This window comes from Vibrio sp. THAF190c, assembly GCF_009363355.1.
GTDB lineage: Bacteria > Pseudomonadota > Gammaproteobacteria > Enterobacterales > Vibrionaceae > Vibrio > Vibrio fortis_A.
In genome coordinates, this window is record NZ_CP045338.1 from 376,489 (window position 1) to 395,990 (window position 19,502).

21 protein-coding genes are annotated in these 19,502 nt (G+C 45.3%); 10 read left to right on the forward strand and 11 right to left on the reverse strand.

All coding sequences use genetic code 11. The features are described from left to right. The first annotated feature begins 157 nt into the window (after nt 1–157). Nucleotides 158–1,093, forward strand: coding sequence for a malate dehydrogenase (mdh, locus tag FIV04_RS01705; RefSeq protein ID WP_032553024.1), 936 nt, complete (start codon nt 158–160; stop codon nt 1,091–1,093). A 122-nt stretch (nt 1,094–1,215) separates the two neighbouring features. Further along, complete coding sequence (locus FIV04_RS01710) at nt 1,216–1,407, forward strand: hypothetical protein (protein WP_152468100.1); 192 nt, start codon at nt 1,216–1,218, stop codon at nt 1,405–1,407. A gap of 74 nt (nt 1,408–1,481) precedes the next feature. On the opposite strand, the gene ispB is transcribed toward FIV04_RS01710, so the two are convergent. Continuing rightward, on the reverse strand, nt 1,482–2,453 hold the full coding sequence (gene ispB, locus FIV04_RS01715) for an octaprenyl diphosphate synthase (RefSeq protein WP_032553026.1): 972 nt from the start codon (nt 2,451–2,453) through the stop codon (nt 1,482–1,484). Between the two features lie 253 nt (nt 2,454–2,706). On the opposite strand from ispB, the gene rplU reads away from it, so the two are divergent. The 6 genes from rplU (at nt 2,707) to folA (ending at nt 6,588) form a co-directional block, all read left to right on the forward strand. Further along, a complete protein-coding gene (gene rplU / locus FIV04_RS01725) occupies nt 2,707–3,018 on the forward strand; it encodes a 50S ribosomal protein L21 (protein WP_032553027.1) in 312 nt (103 codons plus the stop codon). Nucleotides 3,019–3,037: 19 nt separating this feature from the next. Next, a complete protein-coding gene (rpmA, locus tag FIV04_RS01730; protein ID WP_032553028.1) occupies nt 3,038–3,295 on the forward strand; it encodes a 50S ribosomal protein L27 in 258 nt (85 codons plus the stop codon). 250 nt (nt 3,296–3,545) lie between these two features. Further along, the gene (gene cgtA / locus FIV04_RS01735; RefSeq protein ID WP_150870797.1) at nt 3,546–4,712 is read left to right on the forward strand and encodes an Obg family GTPase CgtA; all 1,167 of its coding nucleotides are present in this window, start codon (nt 3,546–3,548) and stop codon (nt 4,710–4,712) included. 123 nt (nt 4,713–4,835) lie between these two features. Further along, nucleotides 4,836–5,603, forward strand: a complete 768-nt coding sequence (locus tag FIV04_RS01740) for a threonine/serine exporter ThrE family protein (protein ID WP_150870799.1) — start codon at nt 4,836–4,838, stop codon at nt 5,601–5,603. Then, entirely contained in the window at nt 5,585–6,070 is a 486-nt protein-coding gene (locus FIV04_RS01745; RefSeq protein WP_032553032.1) for a threonine/serine exporter family protein, read from the forward strand. Before FIV04_RS01740 ends, FIV04_RS01745 begins: the two co-directional genes overlap by 19 nt. Nucleotides 6,071–6,108: 38 nt before the next feature. Beyond that, nucleotides 6,109–6,588 carry a type 3 dihydrofolate reductase gene (gene folA / locus FIV04_RS01750; RefSeq protein WP_152468102.1) on the forward strand — a complete coding sequence of 160 codons (480 nt, stop codon included), beginning with the start codon at nt 6,109–6,111 and terminating at the stop codon, nt 6,586–6,588. Nucleotides 6,589–6,707: 119 nt separating this feature from the next. Here folA and FIV04_RS01755 read toward each other — a convergent pair whose 3' ends face one another. The 6 genes from FIV04_RS01755 to lptD form a co-directional block, all read right to left on the reverse strand. Next, on the reverse strand, nt 6,708–7,511 hold the full coding sequence (locus tag FIV04_RS01755; RefSeq protein WP_152468103.1) for a symmetrical bis(5'-nucleosyl)-tetraphosphatase: 804 nt from the start codon (nt 7,509–7,511) through the stop codon (nt 6,708–6,710). 30 nt (nt 7,512–7,541) lie between these two features. Then, complete coding sequence (apaG, locus tag FIV04_RS01760) at nt 7,542–7,922, reverse strand: Co2+/Mg2+ efflux protein ApaG (protein WP_032553035.1); 381 nt, start codon at nt 7,920–7,922, stop codon at nt 7,542–7,544. Between the two features lie 80 nt (nt 7,923–8,002). Then, on the reverse strand, nt 8,003–8,818 hold the full coding sequence (gene rsmA, locus FIV04_RS01765) for a 16S rRNA (adenine(1518)-N(6)/adenine(1519)-N(6))-dimethyltransferase RsmA (RefSeq protein WP_032553036.1): 816 nt from the start codon (nt 8,816–8,818) through the stop codon (nt 8,003–8,005). Beyond that, entirely contained in the window at nt 8,815–9,804 is a 990-nt protein-coding gene (gene pdxA, locus FIV04_RS01770) for a 4-hydroxythreonine-4-phosphate dehydrogenase PdxA (protein ID WP_152468104.1), read from the reverse strand. Before pdxA ends, rsmA begins: the two co-directional genes overlap by 4 nt. Then, entirely contained in the window at nt 9,794–11,089 is a 1,296-nt protein-coding gene (surA, locus tag FIV04_RS01775; RefSeq protein ID WP_152468105.1) for a peptidylprolyl isomerase SurA, read from the reverse strand. Before surA ends, pdxA begins: the two co-directional genes overlap by 11 nt. Nucleotides 11,090–11,135: 46 nt before the next feature. Then, nucleotides 11,136–13,484, reverse strand: coding sequence for an LPS assembly protein LptD (lptD, locus tag FIV04_RS01780; RefSeq protein ID WP_152468106.1), 2,349 nt, complete (start codon nt 13,482–13,484; stop codon nt 11,136–11,138). A 149-nt stretch (nt 13,485–13,633) separates the two neighbouring features. Here lptD and djlA point away from each other — a divergent pair, with 149 nt between their 5' ends. Further along, nucleotides 13,634–14,488, forward strand: a complete 855-nt coding sequence (djlA, locus tag FIV04_RS01785) for a co-chaperone DjlA (protein WP_152468107.1) — start codon at nt 13,634–13,636, stop codon at nt 14,486–14,488. Between the two features lie 51 nt (nt 14,489–14,539). Further along, nucleotides 14,540–15,085, forward strand: coding sequence for a DUF924 family protein (locus FIV04_RS01790; protein WP_152468108.1), 546 nt, complete (start codon nt 14,540–14,542; stop codon nt 15,083–15,085). A gap of 72 nt (nt 15,086–15,157) precedes the next feature. Here the strand turns inward: FIV04_RS01790 and FIV04_RS01795 are convergent, their stop codons facing one another. The 4 genes from FIV04_RS01795 to leuB all read right to left on the reverse strand — a co-directional run bounded on the left by FIV04_RS01795 (nt 15,158) and on the right by leuB (nt 19,472). Continuing rightward, nucleotides 15,158–15,940, reverse strand: coding sequence for a DUF547 domain-containing protein (locus FIV04_RS01795; RefSeq protein ID WP_152468109.1), 783 nt, complete (start codon nt 15,938–15,940; stop codon nt 15,158–15,160). Nucleotides 15,941–16,250: 310 nt separating this feature from the next. Continuing rightward, nucleotides 16,251–16,853 carry a 3-isopropylmalate dehydratase small subunit gene (gene leuD, locus FIV04_RS01800; RefSeq protein WP_152468110.1) on the reverse strand — a complete coding sequence of 201 codons (603 nt, stop codon included), beginning with the start codon at nt 16,851–16,853 and terminating at the stop codon, nt 16,251–16,253. Between the two features lie 15 nt (nt 16,854–16,868). Further along, nucleotides 16,869–18,281: a 3-isopropylmalate dehydratase large subunit gene (leuC, locus tag FIV04_RS01805; RefSeq protein ID WP_152468111.1), complete on the reverse strand. Its 1,413-nt coding sequence runs from the start codon at nt 18,279–18,281 to the stop codon at nt 16,869–16,871. 99 nt (nt 18,282–18,380) lie between these two features. Next, nucleotides 18,381–19,472 (reverse strand): 3-isopropylmalate dehydrogenase, encoded by a 1,092-nt coding sequence (gene leuB, locus FIV04_RS01810; protein ID WP_150870817.1) that lies wholly within the window; start codon nt 19,470–19,472, stop codon nt 18,381–18,383. Nucleotides 19,473–19,502 lie beyond the last annotated feature (30 nt).

Genomic DNA, 19,502 nt, shown 5'->3' on the forward strand with positions numbered 1-19,502 from the left:
CGCTGTGTAGCACGGTTTTATTGACTTGCGCGAGGTCGCAAAGCTGGCGTTAATTGATTGTAATCACTTTGTGATTATTATAGTTTTTGAACTTAAATTAGCTCACAAATCACCCTACTAAGAACTTATAAGAGAAAATCTCTCAAGGAGAATAACAATGAAAGTAGCTGTTATTGGTGCCGCTGGTGGCATCGGTCAAGCCCTAGCCCTATTACTTAAGAACCGCCTACCTGCAGGTTCTGATCTTGCTCTTTACGATATCGCTCCAGTAACACCGGGTGTTGCTGCGGACCTTAGCCATATCCCAACGCCAGTTTCGATCAAAGGCTACGCGGGTGAAGATCCAACTCCAGCACTAGAAGGCGCTGATGTGGTTCTTATCTCTGCGGGTGTTGCACGTAAACCAGGTATGGATCGTGCGGATCTTTTCAATGTAAACGCGGGTATTGTTAAGTCTCTAGCTGAAAAAATCGCGGTTGTATGTCCAAAAGCTTGTGTTGGTATCATCACTAACCCAGTAAACACGACTGTGCCAATCGCTGCTGAAGTTCTTAAGAAAGCGGGCGTTTACGACAAGCGTCGTCTATTCGGTGTGACTACTCTAGATGTTATTCGTTCTGAAACATTTGTTGCTGAGCTAAAAGACAAAGATCCAGGCGACATCCGTGTACCAGTTATCGGTGGTCACTCTGGTGTAACGATTCTTCCACTACTTTCACAAGTAGAAGGTGTAGAGTTTACTGACGAAGAGATCGCAGCACTGACTACACGTATCCAAAACGCAGGTACAGAAGTAGTAGAAGCGAAAGCGGGCGGCGGTAGTGCAACACTATCTATGGGCCAAGCAGCTTGTCGCTTCGGTCTAGCTCTTGTTAAAGCACTTCAAGGTGAAGAAGGCGTAATCGAGTGTGCATACGTTGAAGGTGAAGGCGAGCACGCACCATTCTTCGCACAGCCAGTGAAACTTGGCAAAGAAGGCGCAGAAGCTATCCTAAGCTACGGTGAGCTAAGTGACTTCGAGCGCAATGCACTAGACAGCATGCTAGAAACGCTAAATGGCGACATCGAAATCGGTGTTGAATTCGCTAAATAAGCGCATTTAGATTGTTTGAATTTAAAAGCCGTTCTTATGAGCGGCTTTTTTGATCTCGGCTTTTGATCTTTGTTTGCTAAAGACTCGTATTCCTCGTTGAAATACAAAGCCGAGGGTAGGGTATGAGTCGAGTACAAAAAGGGATGCATGTCCAGTATTTGGGGAACTTGGGAAAGATATTAGTGATTGATGAGCAAGAGCAAACCGCTTTGGTTGAGTCCTATCACACCCATGAGCAATATGCGGTGCCTCTGGAGGAACTAGAGGCGATTGACGCACAACTTCCGCTCTCATTAGAGTCTAGCCGTTACTAAGTGCCCACAAACTAAAAAAGAGCCTCTACGGCTCTTTTTTGTTTATCTGACGAATTGCCAGTTGCACTTAATGACTACTTGCTGCGTTTTACCGCTAGGTGAGCCAGTGTTGTTAGTGCTTGCTTGTATTCTGAATCTGGAAGTACAGACAGCTCTGCAATCGCTTTATCTGCCTCTTCGTAAGCCTTCTGCGTGGTGTACTCTAGAGATCCTGTCGCTTTCATCGCTGCAAGAATGTCGTCAAGCTTCTCCATGCCGTTAGAGTGCTCAATCGCTTCGCGAATCATGCTCGCTTGTTCTGGTGTACCGTTGTGCATCGCGTAAAGCAGTGGCAGAGTTGGTTTACCTTCTGCAAGGTCATCACCCACGTTCTTACCCATCTCTTTGCCATCAGCGGTGTAGTCCATAACATCGTCAATCAATTGGAAAGCAGTACCAAGGTATTTACCGTAGTTCTGCATTGCCGTTTCGACTTCAGGTGACGATTCAGTCAGGATAGCGCCAATTTGTGTCGCTGCTTCAAACAGACGTGCAGTTTTCGAGTAGATCACCTGCATGTAGCTTTCTTCAGTGGTGTTTGGATCGTTGCAGTTCATTAATTGTTGAACTTCACCTTCCGCGATCACATTTACCGCTTCACTCATGAGTTCAAGGATCCTTAGTGATCCTAGCTTTGTCATCATTTGGAATGAACGAGTGTAAATAAAGTCACCAACTAAAACGCTGGCTGCATTACCAAAGGCTGCATTCGCCGTTGCTTTACCGCGACGCATGTCCGATTCATCAACCACATCATCATGCAATAACGTTGCTGTATGGATGAATTCGATAAAGGCTGCAGAGGTGATATGAGCTTCACCTTGATAGCCAAGAGCACGAGCTGATAAAAGAGCAAGCAAAGGGCGAAGGCGCTTGCCGCCACCGCTCACGATATAGAAACCAAGTTGGTTGATTAAACTTACGTCAGAATTAAGTTGGGCTTGAATTGTTTCATTCACTTTTGCCATATCATTGGCAGTAAGCGCTTGGATAGCTTTAAAATCCATTGTTCATCCGGCTAAAGTTAGACCCTGTAAGGCTTATACGTTGTATTAATTGTTGAATAATACACTAAAAAACGTTGATTAATACATCGCTTAAGGGCATGATTGCCGCACTTTTCTTTGGCGAACAGGTTTTCGCCAATTTTTTAAAAATATGGCTTGTCAAAGGCGTATCTTCTCTGTAGAATCTGCGCCCTATTGATGATTAGTTTAGCGCACACCCGAATGAGGCTGTGCGGAAAAAGCGGAGTAAAATATGTACGCTGTTTTCCAATCTGGTGGTAAACAACACCGTGTAAGCGAAGGTCAAACTCTTCGTTTAGAGAAATTAGACGTTGAAACTGGTGCAACTGTTGAATTTGATAAAGTTCTTCTTGTTGCTAACGGTGAAGAAATCACTGTTGGTGCACCTCTTGTTGAAGGTGGTAAGGTTACTGCGGAAGTAGTACAACACGGTCGTGGCGATAAAGTTAAAATCGTTAAGTTCCGTCGTCGTAAGCACTCTCGTAAGCAAGCTGGCCACCGTCAGTGGTTCACTGAAGTGAAAATCACTGGCATTAACGCTTAAGTTATAGGAGAGTTTAACAATGGCACACAAAAAAGCTGGCGGTTCTACTCGTAACGGCCGCGATTCAGAAAGCAAACGTCTTGGTGTAAAGCGTTTCGGTGGTGAATCTGTTCTAGCAGGTAACATCATCGTTCGTCAACGTGGTACTAAGTTCCACGCTGGTACTAACGTAGGTATCGGTAAAGACCACACTCTTTTCGCTCTTACTGAAGGTAAAGTGAAATTCGAAGTGAAAGGTCCTAAAAACCGTAAATTCGTTAGCATCGATTCTGAGTAATTTCTCAGTCTCAAGATGAATTTAAAAGCCCTGCCGTTAGGCGGGGTTTTTTATTTATAGTGAGATTAAAAATTAAAGCGAGAATAAAAAAGCAGGCGCTCTTGTTACGTGTACAGCAAAGAACCCCTCCTTATTTGTTCCTTAGTTGCAGATAGACCCTAGATCTTAGGTGATCGATCTAAATACGGATCTGCTAGAATTTATATCATTCTTTAATGAGTGGTACGCAACGCAAAGTGCGGAGTTAAAAATGAAATTCGTTGATGAAGCGGTAGTAAAAGTAGAAGCCGGTGATGGTGGTAATGGTACAGTAAGTTTTTGGCGCGAGAAATTCGTAGCTAAAGGCGGCCCTGACGGCGGTGATGGCGGTGACGGTGGTGATGTTTACATCCAAGCGGATGAAAACCTGAACACACTGATCGATTACCGTTTCCAACGTTTTTACAATGCAGAGCGTGGTGAGAATGGCCGCGGTGGTAACTGTACCGGTAAGCGTGGTAAAGACATCACATTGAAAGTGCCAGTAGGTACTCGTGCCGTTGATATCCACACTAATGAAATCGTGGCTGAAGTTGCTGAGCACGGCAAAAAAGTGATGGTAGCTAAAGGTGGTTGGCACGGTCTTGGTAACACACGTTTTAAATCGTCTGTTAACCGAGCACCTCGTCAAAAGACCATGGGTACTAAGGGTGAGGTTCGTGAACTTCGTCTAGAACTACTGCTGCTTGCTGATGTAGGTATGCTAGGTCTACCAAATGCAGGTAAGTCTACCTTCATTCGTTCTGTTTCTGCAGCGAAACCAAAAGTAGCGGATTACCCGTTTACAACACTTATCCCAAGCCTGGGTGTAGTGAGTGTGGTTCCTGAGAAGAGCTTCGTGGTTGCCGATATCCCTGGTCTAATTGAGGGTGCAGCGGATGGTGCTGGTCTTGGTATTCGTTTCTTGAAGCACCTTGAGCGTTGTCGTGTGCTACTGCACATGATCGATATCATGCCAATTGATCAATCAGATCCAATTCAGAATGCATTGACGATCATCGACGAGCTTGAACAGTACAGCGAAAAAGTGGCTCAAAAGCCTCGCTGGTTAGTGTTCAATAAAGTTGATCTAATGCCTGAAGAAGAAGCACAAGAGAAGATCCAAGAGATTATTGATGCTCTAGGTTGGGAAGGCGAGTACTTCCAAATCTCTGCAGTGAACAAGCTAGGCACCAAAGAGCTTTGTTACAAGCTAGCTGACTTCATGGAAAATCTACCTCGTGAAGAGGAAGAGGTGACTGAAGAAGAGAAAGTCGACTTCATGTGGGATGATTACCACAAAGATGCGATGAGCGGCAAAGATGTAGTGACTGACGACGATTGGGATGATTGGGACGACGAAGAAGATGACGGTCACGTTATCTACGTTCGTGACTAATTGAGCCGATTAGGTAAAAACCGCAATTAATATTGCGGTTTTTTTGTATCTAAATCATGAATCGATGATGATGAATCAGGCAGAATTTACCTCTTAAGTATTAACGCCAATGGGAAGGAAATCATGGCATCAAAACAACGAGCGATATCTCGATTGGTCGCTCAATCTGGACAAATGTTATTAGCACACGGTGCCGAGAGCACCTTAGTGGGAGACATCATGCGTCGCATAGGCATTGCGTGTGGTGTTGATGAGGTGGAAGTTGCTCTGTCCGCCAATGCGTTGGTGGTCACGACAGTCATGGGTGACCACTGTATCACCACCACTCGAAGCTGTGCTGATCGCGGTATCAATATGCGGGTGATCACTGATATCCAGCGTATCTGCATCATGATGGAAAAAGGGATTCTGGATTCTGACCTAGCCCAGAGGAAGATTAATGAAATCAGCCCTGAGCGCTATAATCGCTGGTTGGTCGTGGTGATGATAGGGTTATCTTGTGCTTCATTCAGCCGTTTAGCTGGGGGCGATTGGCATGTATTTATGATGACTTTTATTGCGTCTGCTTGCGGTATGATTGTTCGCCAAGAGATCGGTCATCGACACTTTAACCCTCTTCTGAATTTTGCCGTTACGGCCTTCGTGACCACGGCTATTTCCGCTCAAGCTGTCCTGTTTGATATCGGTGGTCAACCAACTATCGTTATGGCTTCTTCGGTATTGATGCTGGTGCCCGGTTTTCCTTTGATTAACTCAGTCGCAGACATGCTTAAAGGCCACATTAATATGGGGCTTGCTCGCTTTACTATGGCGAGTTTACTGACGCTGGCGACCAGCCTTGGCATTGTTGCTGCAATGAGCTTGTCTGGTGTATGGGGGTGGGCTGGATAATGTTAGAGTTATTATTTGGTTTAGCTAATGATATGTTTTTTGCCGCCATTCCTGCCGTTGGTTTCGCCCTAGTGTTCAATGTGCCGCAGCGAGCACTTGTTTACTGCGCGCTGGGTGGAGCCATTGGCCACGGGAGTCGCTATTTAATGATGCACTTCGGTGTTCCTATCGAGTGGGCGACCTTCTTTGCTGCAACCCTTGTCGGCATGATAGGTGTCCACTGGTCGCATAAACTGCTGGCTCACCCTAAGGTGTTTACGGTCGCAGCTCTCATCCCAATGGTTCCGGGCGTCTTTGCCTTTAAGGCGATGATTGCCATGGTTGAGATTAACAACATGGGCTATACGCCTGAGCTAGTGGCTATGTTGATGGAGAACTTCCTCAAAGCGATGTTCATTATCGCGGGGTTAGCGATTGGCTTAGCAGTGCCAGGGCTGTTATTCTACCGCCGTAGACCTATCGTTTAGCAAACATTAACCCAATTCAGAGTAGGACCTCATTAGATATGATCATCAGTATGATAGCGGCAATGGCAGACAATCGTGTTATTGGTAAAGACAATCAAATGCCTTGGCACCTTCCCGCTGACTTTGCGTGGTTTAAACGTTCGACAATGGGTAAACCGATTGTTATGGGACGTAAAACTTATGACTCTATTGGCCGTCCGTTACCTGGCCGCTTGAACATCGTGGTGAGCCGTGATGGAACCTTAAAAATAGAAGGTGTCACTATGGCGACTTCTGTTGAGCAAGCTTTAGAGTTGGTCGGTGATGTGGAAGAGGTGATGATCATTGGTGGTGGCTCTATCTATGCGCATTGTCTACCAAAAGCAGATAAACTGTACCTCACTCATATTGATTTAGCCGTCGATGGCGATACTCAATTCCCGGATTGGGGAGAGGGTTGGACACAAAGCTATTCAGAAACATTTAAGGCAGATGACAAGAACAAGCACGATATGGAGTTTGTGATTCTCGAGCGCTAAGGTCTAAAGTTTGTAAATGCTTGCGCTATCTCACTAGTAGCGCAAGCTTCTCGTATCTCGTATCTCGTATCTCGTATCTCGTATCTCGTATCTCGTATCTCGTATCTCGTATCTCGTATTTATAGCGCTCTCTGCGTGAAGAACTTCTTATCTTCCCAGCGCAAGATGGTGAGCTCTCCCCCCCATACACACCCGGTATCCAAGCCAATGACATCCTTCCCTTGATAGCCTTCCAGTGCTGCCCAGTGGCCAAACAGTACCGTTTTATCGAGTTGTTTACGCTGTGGTAGGTTAAACCAAGGAATAAACTGGTTATCTGACACCTCTTTTGGTGGGAGTTTACATCCCATATCCAAACGTCCATCTGGGAAGCAAAAACGCATGCGGGTAAAGCTGTTAATGGCATAGCGGTAGCGTTCGATTTTTTCTAAATCCTTGCTCCAGAGATCGGGAGTGTTGCTGTACATATTTTCAATCAGCCAAGGCCATTTGTCTGACTGGAGGAGTTTGCTTATCTTGTCGCTCTCTTTACGAGCGCGCTTTAGGCTCCATTGAGGTGAAATACCAGCATGCGCCATCACAAATTCATCGTGCTCTTGCATTAGCGGCTGTTGTCGCAACCAGCTCAGTAGCTCTTCTCTGTCTGAGGCATCTAGAATCGGTTGAGTCTTGTCTTTCGCTTTAGCAGGGAACAAACCTTGAGACACGGCAAGCAAATGCAAGTCATGGTTACCTAACACCACCTTTGCAGAGCTGCCAAGATCGCGGATATATCTCAATGTTTCTAATGATTTGGGGCCACGAGCGACCAAGTCTCCCGCCACCCACAAGGTGTCTGTGCTCGGGTTGAATTGGATCTGTTCAAGAAGCTGCTCAAATTCATCAAAGCAGCCTTGGATATCTCCGACAATATAATTCGGCACGTTATTTCCTGTTAAATCAATAGGGGAGGGTTAGTTAAGGATATTAGGGATAGCCAAGCGAAACGGTTCAATCTCAGCAATAAATTCTGCCCCTTTACTGTCGGTCATGACGTAATGTCCCTGCATTACACCAACAGGGGTCTCGATGACAGTCCCACTGGTGTAAGTGTATTCGTCACTGGACTCAATCACTGGTTGCTGACCAACGACACCATCTCCCTCAATAGAGAGTTGTTTTCCGTTAGAGTCGGTGATCAACCATCGTCTAGAGAGCAGTTGAACGGTCTCTTGGCTGAGGTTTTTGATTGTAATGATGTAGGCGAAGACGTAGCGGTTCTTAGTCGGCTCTGATTGGTCTTCTATGTATTTAGAGTGGACTTGGCACTTAATACAAGGCGTTGATACATCCATATTCGCACCTTTTTGTTATCGTTCAATCTAGAGTATTACATAAAAAAGAGGCTCCTAACCGTAGCTAGGAGCCTTTTTATTTATTTTGTCGCGTTGTGGTTATCGTATAACCAGTTCGCCATATCCACGAATTGCACCAGAGTGAGGTTTTCTGGACGCATGCTCGGGTTGATATCCAACTCTTCCAGAACTTCTTTGCTGATCAAAGATTTGTAGCAGTTTCGGACCGTTTTACGACGTTGGTTAAAGCCTTCACGACATACGCGGTCTAACCACTTCAGGTCTTTAGCTGGGTATGGAAGCTCTTCGTATGGCTGAAGACGAACCACTGCCGAATCTACTTTCGGTGGCGGAACGAACGCTGTTGGTGGTACTTCAAGTACAGGCGTTACTTTACAGTAGTACTGAGCCATAACTGTCAAACGGCCGTAAGCTTTGCTACCCGGTCCCGCTGCTAGACGGTTTACCACTTCTTTCTGAAGCATAAAGTGCATGTCTTTAATGTCTTTATGGAACTCAAAAAGGTGGAACATTAACGGCGTAGAAATGTTGTACGGTAGGTTACCGAAGATACGTAGTTTGTTGTTTGGCTTAACGAGCTGATCGAAGTCGAACTTCATCGCATCGCCTTCGTGGATCGTTAGTTTATCCGCTAGATCTGGATGAGTGCGTAGGCGCTCGGCTAGATCTCTATCGAGCTCAATCACGGTGAATTTGTCAACCAGTTTGCCCACTGGCTCTGTGATTGCACCTAGACCTGGGCCAATTTCTACTAGGTTTTGGCCTGGTAGTGGGTTAATGCTCGATACGATCCCGTCAATAATATATGGATCGTTTAGGAAGTTTTGACCAAAACGTTTACGCGCTTTGTGCCCTAAGTGGACATCATTTCTCATTGCTTTTTCTCTACTAATTCAATGGCGTGCGTGAGCGCTGTTCTAAAGCTCCCTGTATCAGCTTGACCTTTCCCTGCCAAATCTAGGGCGGTGCCATGATCGACCGATGTACGAATAAATGGCAAGCCAAGCGTGATATTCACTGAGCGACCAAAGCCTTTGTATTTTAGTACAGGCAGAACTTGGTCGTGATACATACCTAAAACAGCATCTGCATCTTGCAAATATTTCTCATTGAAAATGGTGTCTGCTGGTAATGGACCAATCAGGTTTATGCCATCTTCTCGGCGAATTTTTTCGAGCGTTGGAGTGATGGTTTCAATCTCTTCACATCCTAAACAGCCATCTTCGCCGGCATGTGGGTTTAGTCCACATACATAAATGTTAGGTTTCTCAATCGCAAATTTCTCAACGAGATCTCTATTTAGAATTTCGATGATTTGCGCAAGTCTGTCTTCGGTGACGGCTTGGGAAACATAGGCTAAAGGAATATGCGTTGTGACAAGCGCAACACGTAATCCTTCAGTTGCCAACATCATTACAACTAATGGTGTGTTGGACTTCTCAGCAAAGAACTCAGTGTGACCGCTAAAAGCGACCCCAGCACGGTTAATTACTCCCTTATGAACAGGGCCGGTGACAATAGCATCAAATTCATTATTCATACAGCCTATTGCGGCAGTTTCTAATGTATTTAATACATAATGACCATTAGCTTCGTTGAGTGTGCCAGCAATTGTGGGTTCTGCCATTGGAATATGGTTAACCACTAAGGTTCCGGCTTGCTGAGGTTGAGGTGCATCGTCACTTTTGTAGTCGAGTAGCTCAACATCTAAATTGAGGAGCTTTGCACGCTCAGCCAGCATTTGTTTATCTGCACACACCACTAATTGATGTGGCCAGCTCTCTTGAGATAGAGCCAGTACTAAATCTGGACCGATACCGGCAGGTTCACCCGCCGTTACCGCAATTCTTCTAGTTGTCATCTTGCTCTTCCTCAACCATCTCTACAAAAGCACTTGCGCGAATCTCTTGTAGCCACGCGCCAGCCTCTTCATTGAACTTACGGTTGAATAGAATCTGGTAAGCCTTGTTCTTAAGTGCTGAGTCGGTGCGGTCTACTTCGCGGCGGTCAAGAACTTCAACAATGTGCCAGCCGTGAACGGTTTTAAACGGTGCACTGATATCGCCTTTTGGAAGGGTCTCAACTTGGTGTTTAAACTCTGGTACATAAAGGTCAGGAGTCTGGTAGCCCAGTTCACCGTTTTGAACTGCTGAGCCCGGGTCTTGGCTGTATTGCTGTGCCAATTCACCAAAGGTCGCTTCACCTGCTTTAACACGGCGTGTGATGTCGAGTAGTAGTTCTTGCGCACCTTCATCACTCAAGATAACCGTTGGCTTCACTAGGATGTGTCGCGCATTTACTTCGGTGACAGCGACGGTTTCTAGGCCTTTCACATCTTCAATTTTTAGAATATGGAAGCCTACACCACTTCGGAACGGGCCGATGATGCTGCCTTTATTCTGAAGTTTGATTTGGTCTGCAAAAATTGTCGGCATCTCTTCTTTACGCATCCAACCCCAATCACCACCTTGTAGTGCTTTAGGACCTTTTGAGTAAGTGTAGGCCATGGTGCTGAAATCTTTACCTGAGTTCAGCTCTTCAACAAGCTCATTGGCTTGTGCTTCTAGCTCTTCTTTGGTCTGGTTATCGTTAAAACGAAGCTGGATGTGGCCAATTTTGTATTGAACTGTTGCATTGGTTTCTTGCGCTAGGATGTCAGCTAGGTTATCGACTTCCGCTGGTAGGATATTGATTCGACGACGAACTAAAGCATTGCGTGCTTCGCTCGCAGCAATCTCTTTTCTTACCTGTTCGCGGAACGCGTTGTAGCTTAGCCCTTCTTCAGCGACAGAAGCGGTAAGCTGCTCTACGGTCTGATTGTTGTCTTTAGCGATGCCAGCGATAGCTTGATCAAGGCGACTATCATCGATACGTACACCAATGCGTTCTGCTTCTTGAGTTTGAATGGTGTCGATGATCAGCTTCTCTAATACCTGATCCTTTAGCACCTCTTGAGAAGGCAGTGTTTGTCCGCTTTTCTTAGCATTAGCACGCAGTGTCTTCATCGAGGTGTCAATGTCACTTTGTAGGATAACGCCTTCGTTTACGATGACTTTTACTTTGTCTAGCTCAACAGGAGCAGCGTGGCTTACTGAAAAAGTACAAGCCGTAGCAAGCGCGATTAGTGTGTGTTTCCACAATGTCATGTGTTGTCCTTTCTATTTATCGGTTAAACACCAATAAACTCTAAAATTAGTTATTTAAGAAGAATGGGCGGCCATACTCTAATGAGTTACCAGAGCTATCAAAGCCCGAGGTATTTGAGCCTGTGCCTGCTGCTGTACCGAAACCAACAATACCGAAGTTGATACTGAAGTTGTTTTCATAAACAGGGTCTGAGTTAGTATCGACATAGCCTGTTCCTGTCCAGCTTCGTAGTTCGTTACTGTAGGTCACACCCACATACCAACAGTCATCTTTGTAACGCAGGTTAGCAAGCCACTCGATAGCAATGTTTTCATTCATATCGTGGTAGTACTGGGCACTAGCGTACCATTTTGGAGAAAATTGATAGCCGGTCACTAAGCCAGCTTGAGAAATACCATCACGGGTGATCTCATCAATATTAGTGATGGTGTCGCCAACATTATCTTCTATGTATTCACGGGTAACATAGCGATAGTTAGCTTGTACGAAGCCGTTCTCATCAATACGGTATTCAACCGTACTGTTGGCCAGTTGCATGTCGCCATCATCGATGTCGTATTGAACGCCGCCATGGTAGAAGAGGTAGTCATCGTAGTTGAAATCGATCTCGACAGCCCATGATGAGTAGCTCGTTTGTCCCTCTTCATCAGATGAAGCGCCTGGGTTCTTAGTGTTTCTATCAATGAAGAAAATCTGACCGAAAGATATGTTGAGACGTTCTTTGTACTCATCATCAAAGAAACGCGAAGAAGCACCATAGCTTAACTGGTTTGCTGCAGCGATGCGGTCAACGCCACTATATTTACGGCTACGGAATAGGCCGTAGTAGTCGGTTTGTAATAGAGTGGTATCGTATAAACCGATTTCACTTTGATCTTGCTTAGGTACGTATAAATATTGAACCTGTGGCTCGAGAGTCTGAGTATATCCGGTCAAATAAGTTGTATCACGCTCAAGAATAATACCAGCATGAGTTCGAAACTCTGGGATCACTCGACTTGCTGTATCAGTGAGTTCTGGATTAGCCGCTAGGATAGTGCTGTCTAAATCTTGGTCATAGTAGGTACCAAGCAGTCGTGCTTCTGTTGTCCAAGAGCCCCAAGTAGTGCTTAGAGGCACCTTAATTCCAGGTTCTACATGGACGCGAGTTGCAGATGGCTTGCTATCCGAATCTGTGTCAAAGCGTGAGATGTGGCTGATTACATCCATCTCAACCGTATCCCAAAGCAGCGGAGCGTAATAGTTGAACTTAAGTTGCGGCATTACGCGATAAGGTTGGTTCTCAGTTTCGGTTAAGACCTGAAAATCACGTACAGCCAAAGATGCGTCCCAATTTAGTGCACGATAAGCAACTTCACCGGACTGCATTAATTGACCGTCTTCACGGTTACCTATACTAGAGTCGACATCCGTAAAGTAATCAACATCACTTACCTTTGAGTAATCAACGTCAAATTTCCAAGCTTCTTTATAGATACCATTAAATTCAAACTGACCGCCCCACCGACTGCCTTTCTCTTTGAATTTTCTATCGTTGTCTAAATACTCAAATGTGACAGTACTCTGACCAAACTGGCTTAAATGGCGGAATTCATTATTTAGCTGAGTACCGCGCTCAGACATGTATTTCGCTGTGGTTTGAAGGTCGTAATTCGGTGCAATATTCCAGTAAAACGGTACTTCTGTTTCGAAACCATCGCTTGAGCCGTAAGAAAATGTTGGGTAAAGGAAACCGGTTTTACGACTCTCACCTACTGGAACCGTTAGGTACGGCAGGTAAAAAATGGGAACGTCTAATACTTCGAAGCGAGGATTAATGAAGGTCGCGCTCTCTTCGTCTTGGTCAAGCTCGATATTGGAAGCTTTTAGGCGCCAAGACTTGTCACCTGGAGGACAAGAGGTGATCGTACCATCTTCCAACTCGTAAACAGCTTTACCTGTGCGTGCAATGTATCTTGCATCACCACGACCAGACTCACACAGCATCTGATACTGAGTATTTTCCAGCTCAAACTCATTGGTAGTGAGGTTGTTGGTCACTTTATCTGATGTGGCTTTGAACTGTCCGTCATTGAAAGTTACATTCCCTTCTGCGACAACAATATTCTCTTGCTGGTGTAAGGTAACCGTCTCGGCTTCAATGGTTTTGATGCCTTGAGTCACTTTTACAGACCCTGAGTAACTTGCTTTCTCACCGTTAACGGCTTCTAGGCGATCGGCCTCGACGTATGCCGGTGCATTAAGGTCTGAATCTTCAGATGATGCGATCAAACATTGATCTGTAGAGGGCATTTCCTGCACACTATCATCAATTGTTGTTTCAGCTTGAGTTGTCGGCACAAATAACGCAGAGCTGATCGATGCGGCTAACAAGGTGCGGGAGAAACATTGCATGAAGTTGAACTATCCTGTGTCACTAGAAGGAGGGTTGATCTAGTATCAATCCAATTAATAAAGCTTTGTCCTTATGATAAAGGAAATCTTAGCATTCAGCACCATAAGACAGCAGTACTCGAATAAAATTCATAGATAGAGAACACATAATGCAAATATTTGGCAAAATTTTGGGCGCTTTTTTTGGTTTCTTGTTTGGCGGACCCTTAGGCCTAATTTTTGGTCTATTTCTTGGTCATCAATTTGATAAAGCGCGCCGTTTAAATCAGTCAGGCTTTAACACTTCGGGGTTTGGAGGTGGGCCAAGTCAAACTGAGAAGCAACAAGAGTTCTTTAAAGCGGCATTCGCGGTTATGGGACATGTTGCTAAGGCGAAAGGTCAGGTGACACGTGAAGAGATCCAATTAGCATCCACAATGATGGAGCGCATGAATCTTCATGGTGAGCAGCGTATAGCCGCTCAGAATGCGTTCCGTGATGGTAAAGAGAGTGACTTCCCACTAAAAGAAACCTTGGAGCGCGTTAAGATTTCATCGGGTGGCCGCTTTGATTTACTGCAGTTTTTCCTTGAACTCCAAGTATCAGCAGCGTTTGCTGACGGCAGCTTGCACCCTAGTGAACGCCAAGTTCTGCATAAGATAGCTCAAGGTCTTGGTTTTTCATCGGAGCAGCTCGAGCGCCGTCTACAAATGCAAGAAGCGGCTTTTCGCTTTCAACAGCAAGGTGGCAGTTTTGGCGGTGGTCACCATCAAGGGCAGTCTTCCGGCTGGCAGCAGGCGACTCAACAAGATCAACTGGCGGATGCTTTTAAGGTACTCGGTGTGAGTGAGTCGGCAGATGGTAAAGCGGTGAAGAAAGCCTACCGTAAGTTAATGAATGAGCACCATCCCGACAAGCTTATGGCAAAGGGCTTACCACCAGAAATGATGAACGTTGCGAAAGAGAAATCTCAGGAAATTCAAAACGCTTACGATCTAATTAAGAAGGTCAAAGGCTTCAAATAATATCAATAGAGTCGCTCATTACAGCGGCTCTTTTTGTTTAAAGGAATAGATATGACAGTTGGTTATCAAGATGTTTTGGCGTTCTGGTTTGACGAATTAACCCCTCGAGATTGGTTCAATGGTGGAAAGGAAATAGATCGGCTGATAATAGAGCGCTTTTCTGATCTACATACAGCGGCAGTACAAGGTGAACTGTATACATGGCGTGAAAACGCGTTAGGTCGCCTGGCAGAAATCATAGTGTTAGACCAGTTTTCAAGAAACATTGGTCGCGATAGGCCACAAGCATTCTCAGCGGACCCGATGGCATTAGCACTTGCACAAGAAGCGGTGGCAGGTGGCTACGATCACCAACTTAGCGAACAGCAGAAAAGCTTCTTATACATGCCTTACATGCACAGTGAGTCGTTGATGATTCATGAGAAGGCGGTTGAGCTGTTTAATCAAGCGGGTTTAGAACATAACCTCGATTTTGAGTTTAAACATAAGGTGATCATCGAGAAGTTTGGTCGCTATCCACATCGTAATCAAGTGCTTGGACGCGCTTCAACAGAAGACGAACTGGCATTTTTACAGCAGCCAGACTCCAGTTTTTAGCCCTAATTATCCATGAAATCAAAAAGTAAGCCGAGGGGGCTTACTCTTTAACCTTCATTGAATGATATCAAGTTACTTCGATTGGTTGAGTGCCCAATCATATTCGTAGTCGATGTTTTTTACGTTTGATAGCGGTTGAGTGCGATACTGATTGAGGTGCTCGATAAGTTGTTCCTGAGTACCAAAATCGGCGATAAACCAGTCATAAATAGAAGAGAGTTGTAATTTATTCTTTTGCACCAAAACTCCTTTGTCGCTGTTCACAAACTGACGAGCAGCCTGTTCCAGTAATGCTTCGGTGTTTTCAGCAGTGAAAGCTTGAGTTTGAAGGTTAGGGCAACCTAAGCTGGCACAGTTGACGGCATAATGTGTTCTAGGGTCTTGCCATATTGGGCGCAAAATTCGGTGCTCAATATCGTTCAGGGTCAGAGCTTTACCATTAATGGTAACGACTTCGTCTCCCCACGGACCAAAACTAAACAAACCGCCGAGTTTAGTGATCGATTTGACTGGATAAGCATCTAAGATTAACTCCACAGTGATCGCATTGTAGAGATTTACCCAGTAGGCATATTGCTCCGCTTGAGAGAATTGTCGAGGGTCAGTGTTGGCGAGTTGCTCAATATACTGCTTCAGCTGTGAGCGATCATTAGAGCTAACGGCTTGGTAGCGGATGAGGTGGTTTTGTCCGTCGATAATAATATAGTTATCAAGAAACTGCTGCCAAGTAGCGTGAGAAATGGTGCCACTGTTTGACTCATTACTTTGATCCCAATATGACCATAGTTCTGATTTTGGTGCTGAAAAAGCCAATGAAGAAAAGAGTAGGCTAATAACTAGAAGTAGGTTTTTCATAAATGTTCTCCCTAATGACATCTATAAGACCTTGGCTATCCACACTTTCTTTCAACTTTTGTTAGCTTAAAGCCTAGGCATAAAAAAAGGCTGACCTAAGCCAACCTTTGAGTGTTACTAATACCAATCGTAGTAAATAATTGCTCAACCTAGCTTGTCAAAATGCTCGATAACTGCGTTAGAATTTTTGATTGTAGAATAACTACTTATCGAAAAATTCTGCCTTGTTCTCAAGCTTTTTTTCTGCGCTATTTTTGATCACTTACTTACTGTGATTGGTATAACATTGATTCTAGCTTGCGTTAAGGTGTTACTTTAGAAAGCTAGGGATATTTGCTTCATACGCAGAAATTTTCTCTTCGTGCTGTAGCGTTAAACCAATGTTATCTAAGCCATTTAGCAGACAATGACGACGGAATTCGTCAATCTCAAAAGAGTACTCTTTGCCGTTAGCACGAACCACGTTTGCTTCCAGGTCTACTTCAACTTCAGCCCCTTCATTCGTTTCAACGAACTGGAAGATTTCATCGACTTCTTGTTCAGTTAGGCGTACTGGCACCATCTGGTTATTGATGGAGTTACCATAGAAAATGTCGGCAAAGCTCGGTGCGATCATCGCTTTGATACCGTAATCCGCTAGTGCCCAAGGCGCGTGTTCACGTGATGAACCACAGCCGAAGTTTTCACGAGCCAACAAAATAGAAGCGCCTTGGTAGCGTGGTGCGTTCATTACAAACTCTGGGTTTGGTTGCTGACCTGCATCATCTAGGAAACGCCAATCATGGAAAAGGTGTTTACCAAAGCCCAAGCGAGATACTTTTTGTAGGAACTGCTTTGGAATGATGGCATCGGTATCAACGTTCGCAGCATCTAAAGGAACGACTAAACCAGTGTGTTGTTTGAAACCTGACATGTTAAATCCTCTAAATTAAAGTTCACGAATATCGATGAAGTGGCCAGCGATCGCAGCAGCAGCGGCCATTGCAGGGCTAACTAGGTGCGTACGACCATCACGGCCTTGGCGACCTTCGAAGTTACGGTTAGACGTTGATGCGCAACGCTCTTGAGGACCTAAGCGGTCATTGTTCATCGCAAGACACATAGAACAACCAGGTAGACGCCATTCAAAGCCAGCTTCTTTAAAGATTACATCTAGCCCTTCAGCTTCCGCTTGCGCTTTAACTTGTTCAGACCCAGGAACGATCAGAGCCTGTACATGAGATGCGACTTTACGACCTTTCGCTACAGCTGCTGCAGCGCGCATGTCTTCGATGCGAGAGTTAGTACAAGAACCCACGAATACTTTATCTACATTGTAGTCAGATAGAGACTTGCCTGCTTCTAAGCCCATGTAAGCCAATGCTTTTTCAGCCGATGCTTTTTCAACAGGGTCAGAGAAGCTGTCTGGTGATGGGATAGGAGTATCAACCGAGATAACCTGGCCTGGGTTAGTACCCCAAGTCACTTGCGGTTTGATATCTGCAGCATTTAGTGTAACAACCGCATCAAACTCTGCGTCGTCATCGGTTTTCAGTGTGTTCCAGTACTCAACAGCCGCGTCAAAATCATCACCTTGTGGCGAGAATTTACGGCCCTTGATGTATTCGTATGTCGTTTCGTCAGGTGCGATAAGACCCGCTTTGGCACCTAGTTCGATAGCCATATTACAAACCGTCATACGACCTTCCATCGTAAGATCGGTAATAGCTTCACCGCAGAACTCAACAACATAGCCTGTACCGCCAGCAGCCGTTGTTTCACCGATGATCGCCAGTACGATATCTTTAGCGGTAATGCCTGGAGCGACTTTGCCTTTTACTTCGATTTTCATGGTTTTAGCGCGAGCTTGTTTTAGCGTTTGAGTTGCTAGCACGTGCTCTACTTCTGAAGTACCGATACCAAATGCCAGTGAACCAAATGCGCCGTGTGTCGCTGTGTGCGAGTCACCACAAACGATGGTCATACCCGGTAGCGTAATACCAAGTTCAGGACCCATTACGTGTACAATACCTTGGTATTTGTGGTTCAAATCGTAAAGCGTAACACCAAACTCTTCACAGTTTTTCGATAGCGTTTCCATCTGGATACGAGCCATCTCACCTGATGCATTGATGTCTTTGGTTTGAGTCGAAACGTTGTGATCCATAGTCGCGAAAGTCTTACCAACTTGGCGAACTTTACGTCCCTTTTCACGAAGACCATCAAAGGCTTGCGGTGATGTTACTTCGTGTACTAGGTGGCGATCGATGTACAGGATTGGGTTTTCACCCTCAGCTGCAACGGCAACGTGCGCGTCGTAGACTTTTTCGTATAAGGTTTTGGCTTGCTGGTTTGTAGACATAGCTTGTTCTTCCTTGGGAGCATTAATCCCAGTGCTTATTTCAGCTCACCGCTTTGCAGTCAGTGAGCCGATATTGTTCTTATAGAGTGTTACGTGATCTTAAGCTTCTAGAATGTACTGTGCGATCTTATCGCCCATCTCTGAAGTGGTTAGTGCTGGTTTGTCGCCAGCAAGATCAGCGGTTAGTTCACCTGCAGATAGCGCTTTTGAAACTGCCGTCTCAATCGCTTGTGCTGCCTCTTCTTCACCTAAGCTGTAACGCAGCATCAATGCCGCAGACAGGATTTGAGCGACTGGGTTTGCGATGTTTTTGCCTGCGATGTCAGGTGCACTGCCGCCTGCTGGCTCGTATAGACCGAAGTTGCTCTCGTTTAAGCTAGCAGAAGGTAGCATGCCCATAGAGCCGGTGATCATTGCACATTCATCTGAGATGATGTCACCAAAGATGTTCGAACAAAGCATCACGTCAAATTGAGATGGGTCTTTAATAAGCTGCATCGTCGCGTTATCAATGTACATGTGGTTTAGCGTTACGTCTGGGTAATCTTTTGCTACTTCTTCTACAACTTCACGCCACAAGATAGAGCTTTGTAGAACGTTCGCTTTGTCAATTGAGTAGACATTCTTGTTACGTAGACGAGCAGATTCAAAAGCGATTTTAGCGATACGCTCAATCTCGTAGCGGTGGTAAACCTCAGTATCGAATGCTTTTTCATTTGCGCCTTCGCCTTCACGACCTTTTGGTTGACCGAAGTAAATACCACCCGTTAATTCACGAACAACGACGATGTCGAAGCCGCGATCAGAGATGTCTGCACGAAGTGGTGAAAATGACTCTAGACCTTTGTGGATCTGTGCTGGGCGTAGGTTACAGAACAGTTGGAAGTGCTTACGTAGAGGAAGTAGGGCACCACGCTCTGGTTGGTCGTTTGGTGGAAGGTGTTCCCACTTAGGGCCACCGACAGAGCCGAACAATACAGCGTCAGACTCTTCACACCCTTTAACTGTTGACTCCGGTAGTGGACAACCGTGGTTATCGATCGCGATACCGCCGACATCATACTCTTCACGTGCAAAGCTAATTGCATGTTTCTTTTCAATAGCGTCTAACACTTTATGTGCTTGTTGCATTACTTCTGGGCCGATGCCATCGCCAGGTAGTACGGCAATTTTGTATGATTTGTCAGTCATGTTAATCCTTTAATTTCTTCGTGCTTGGAG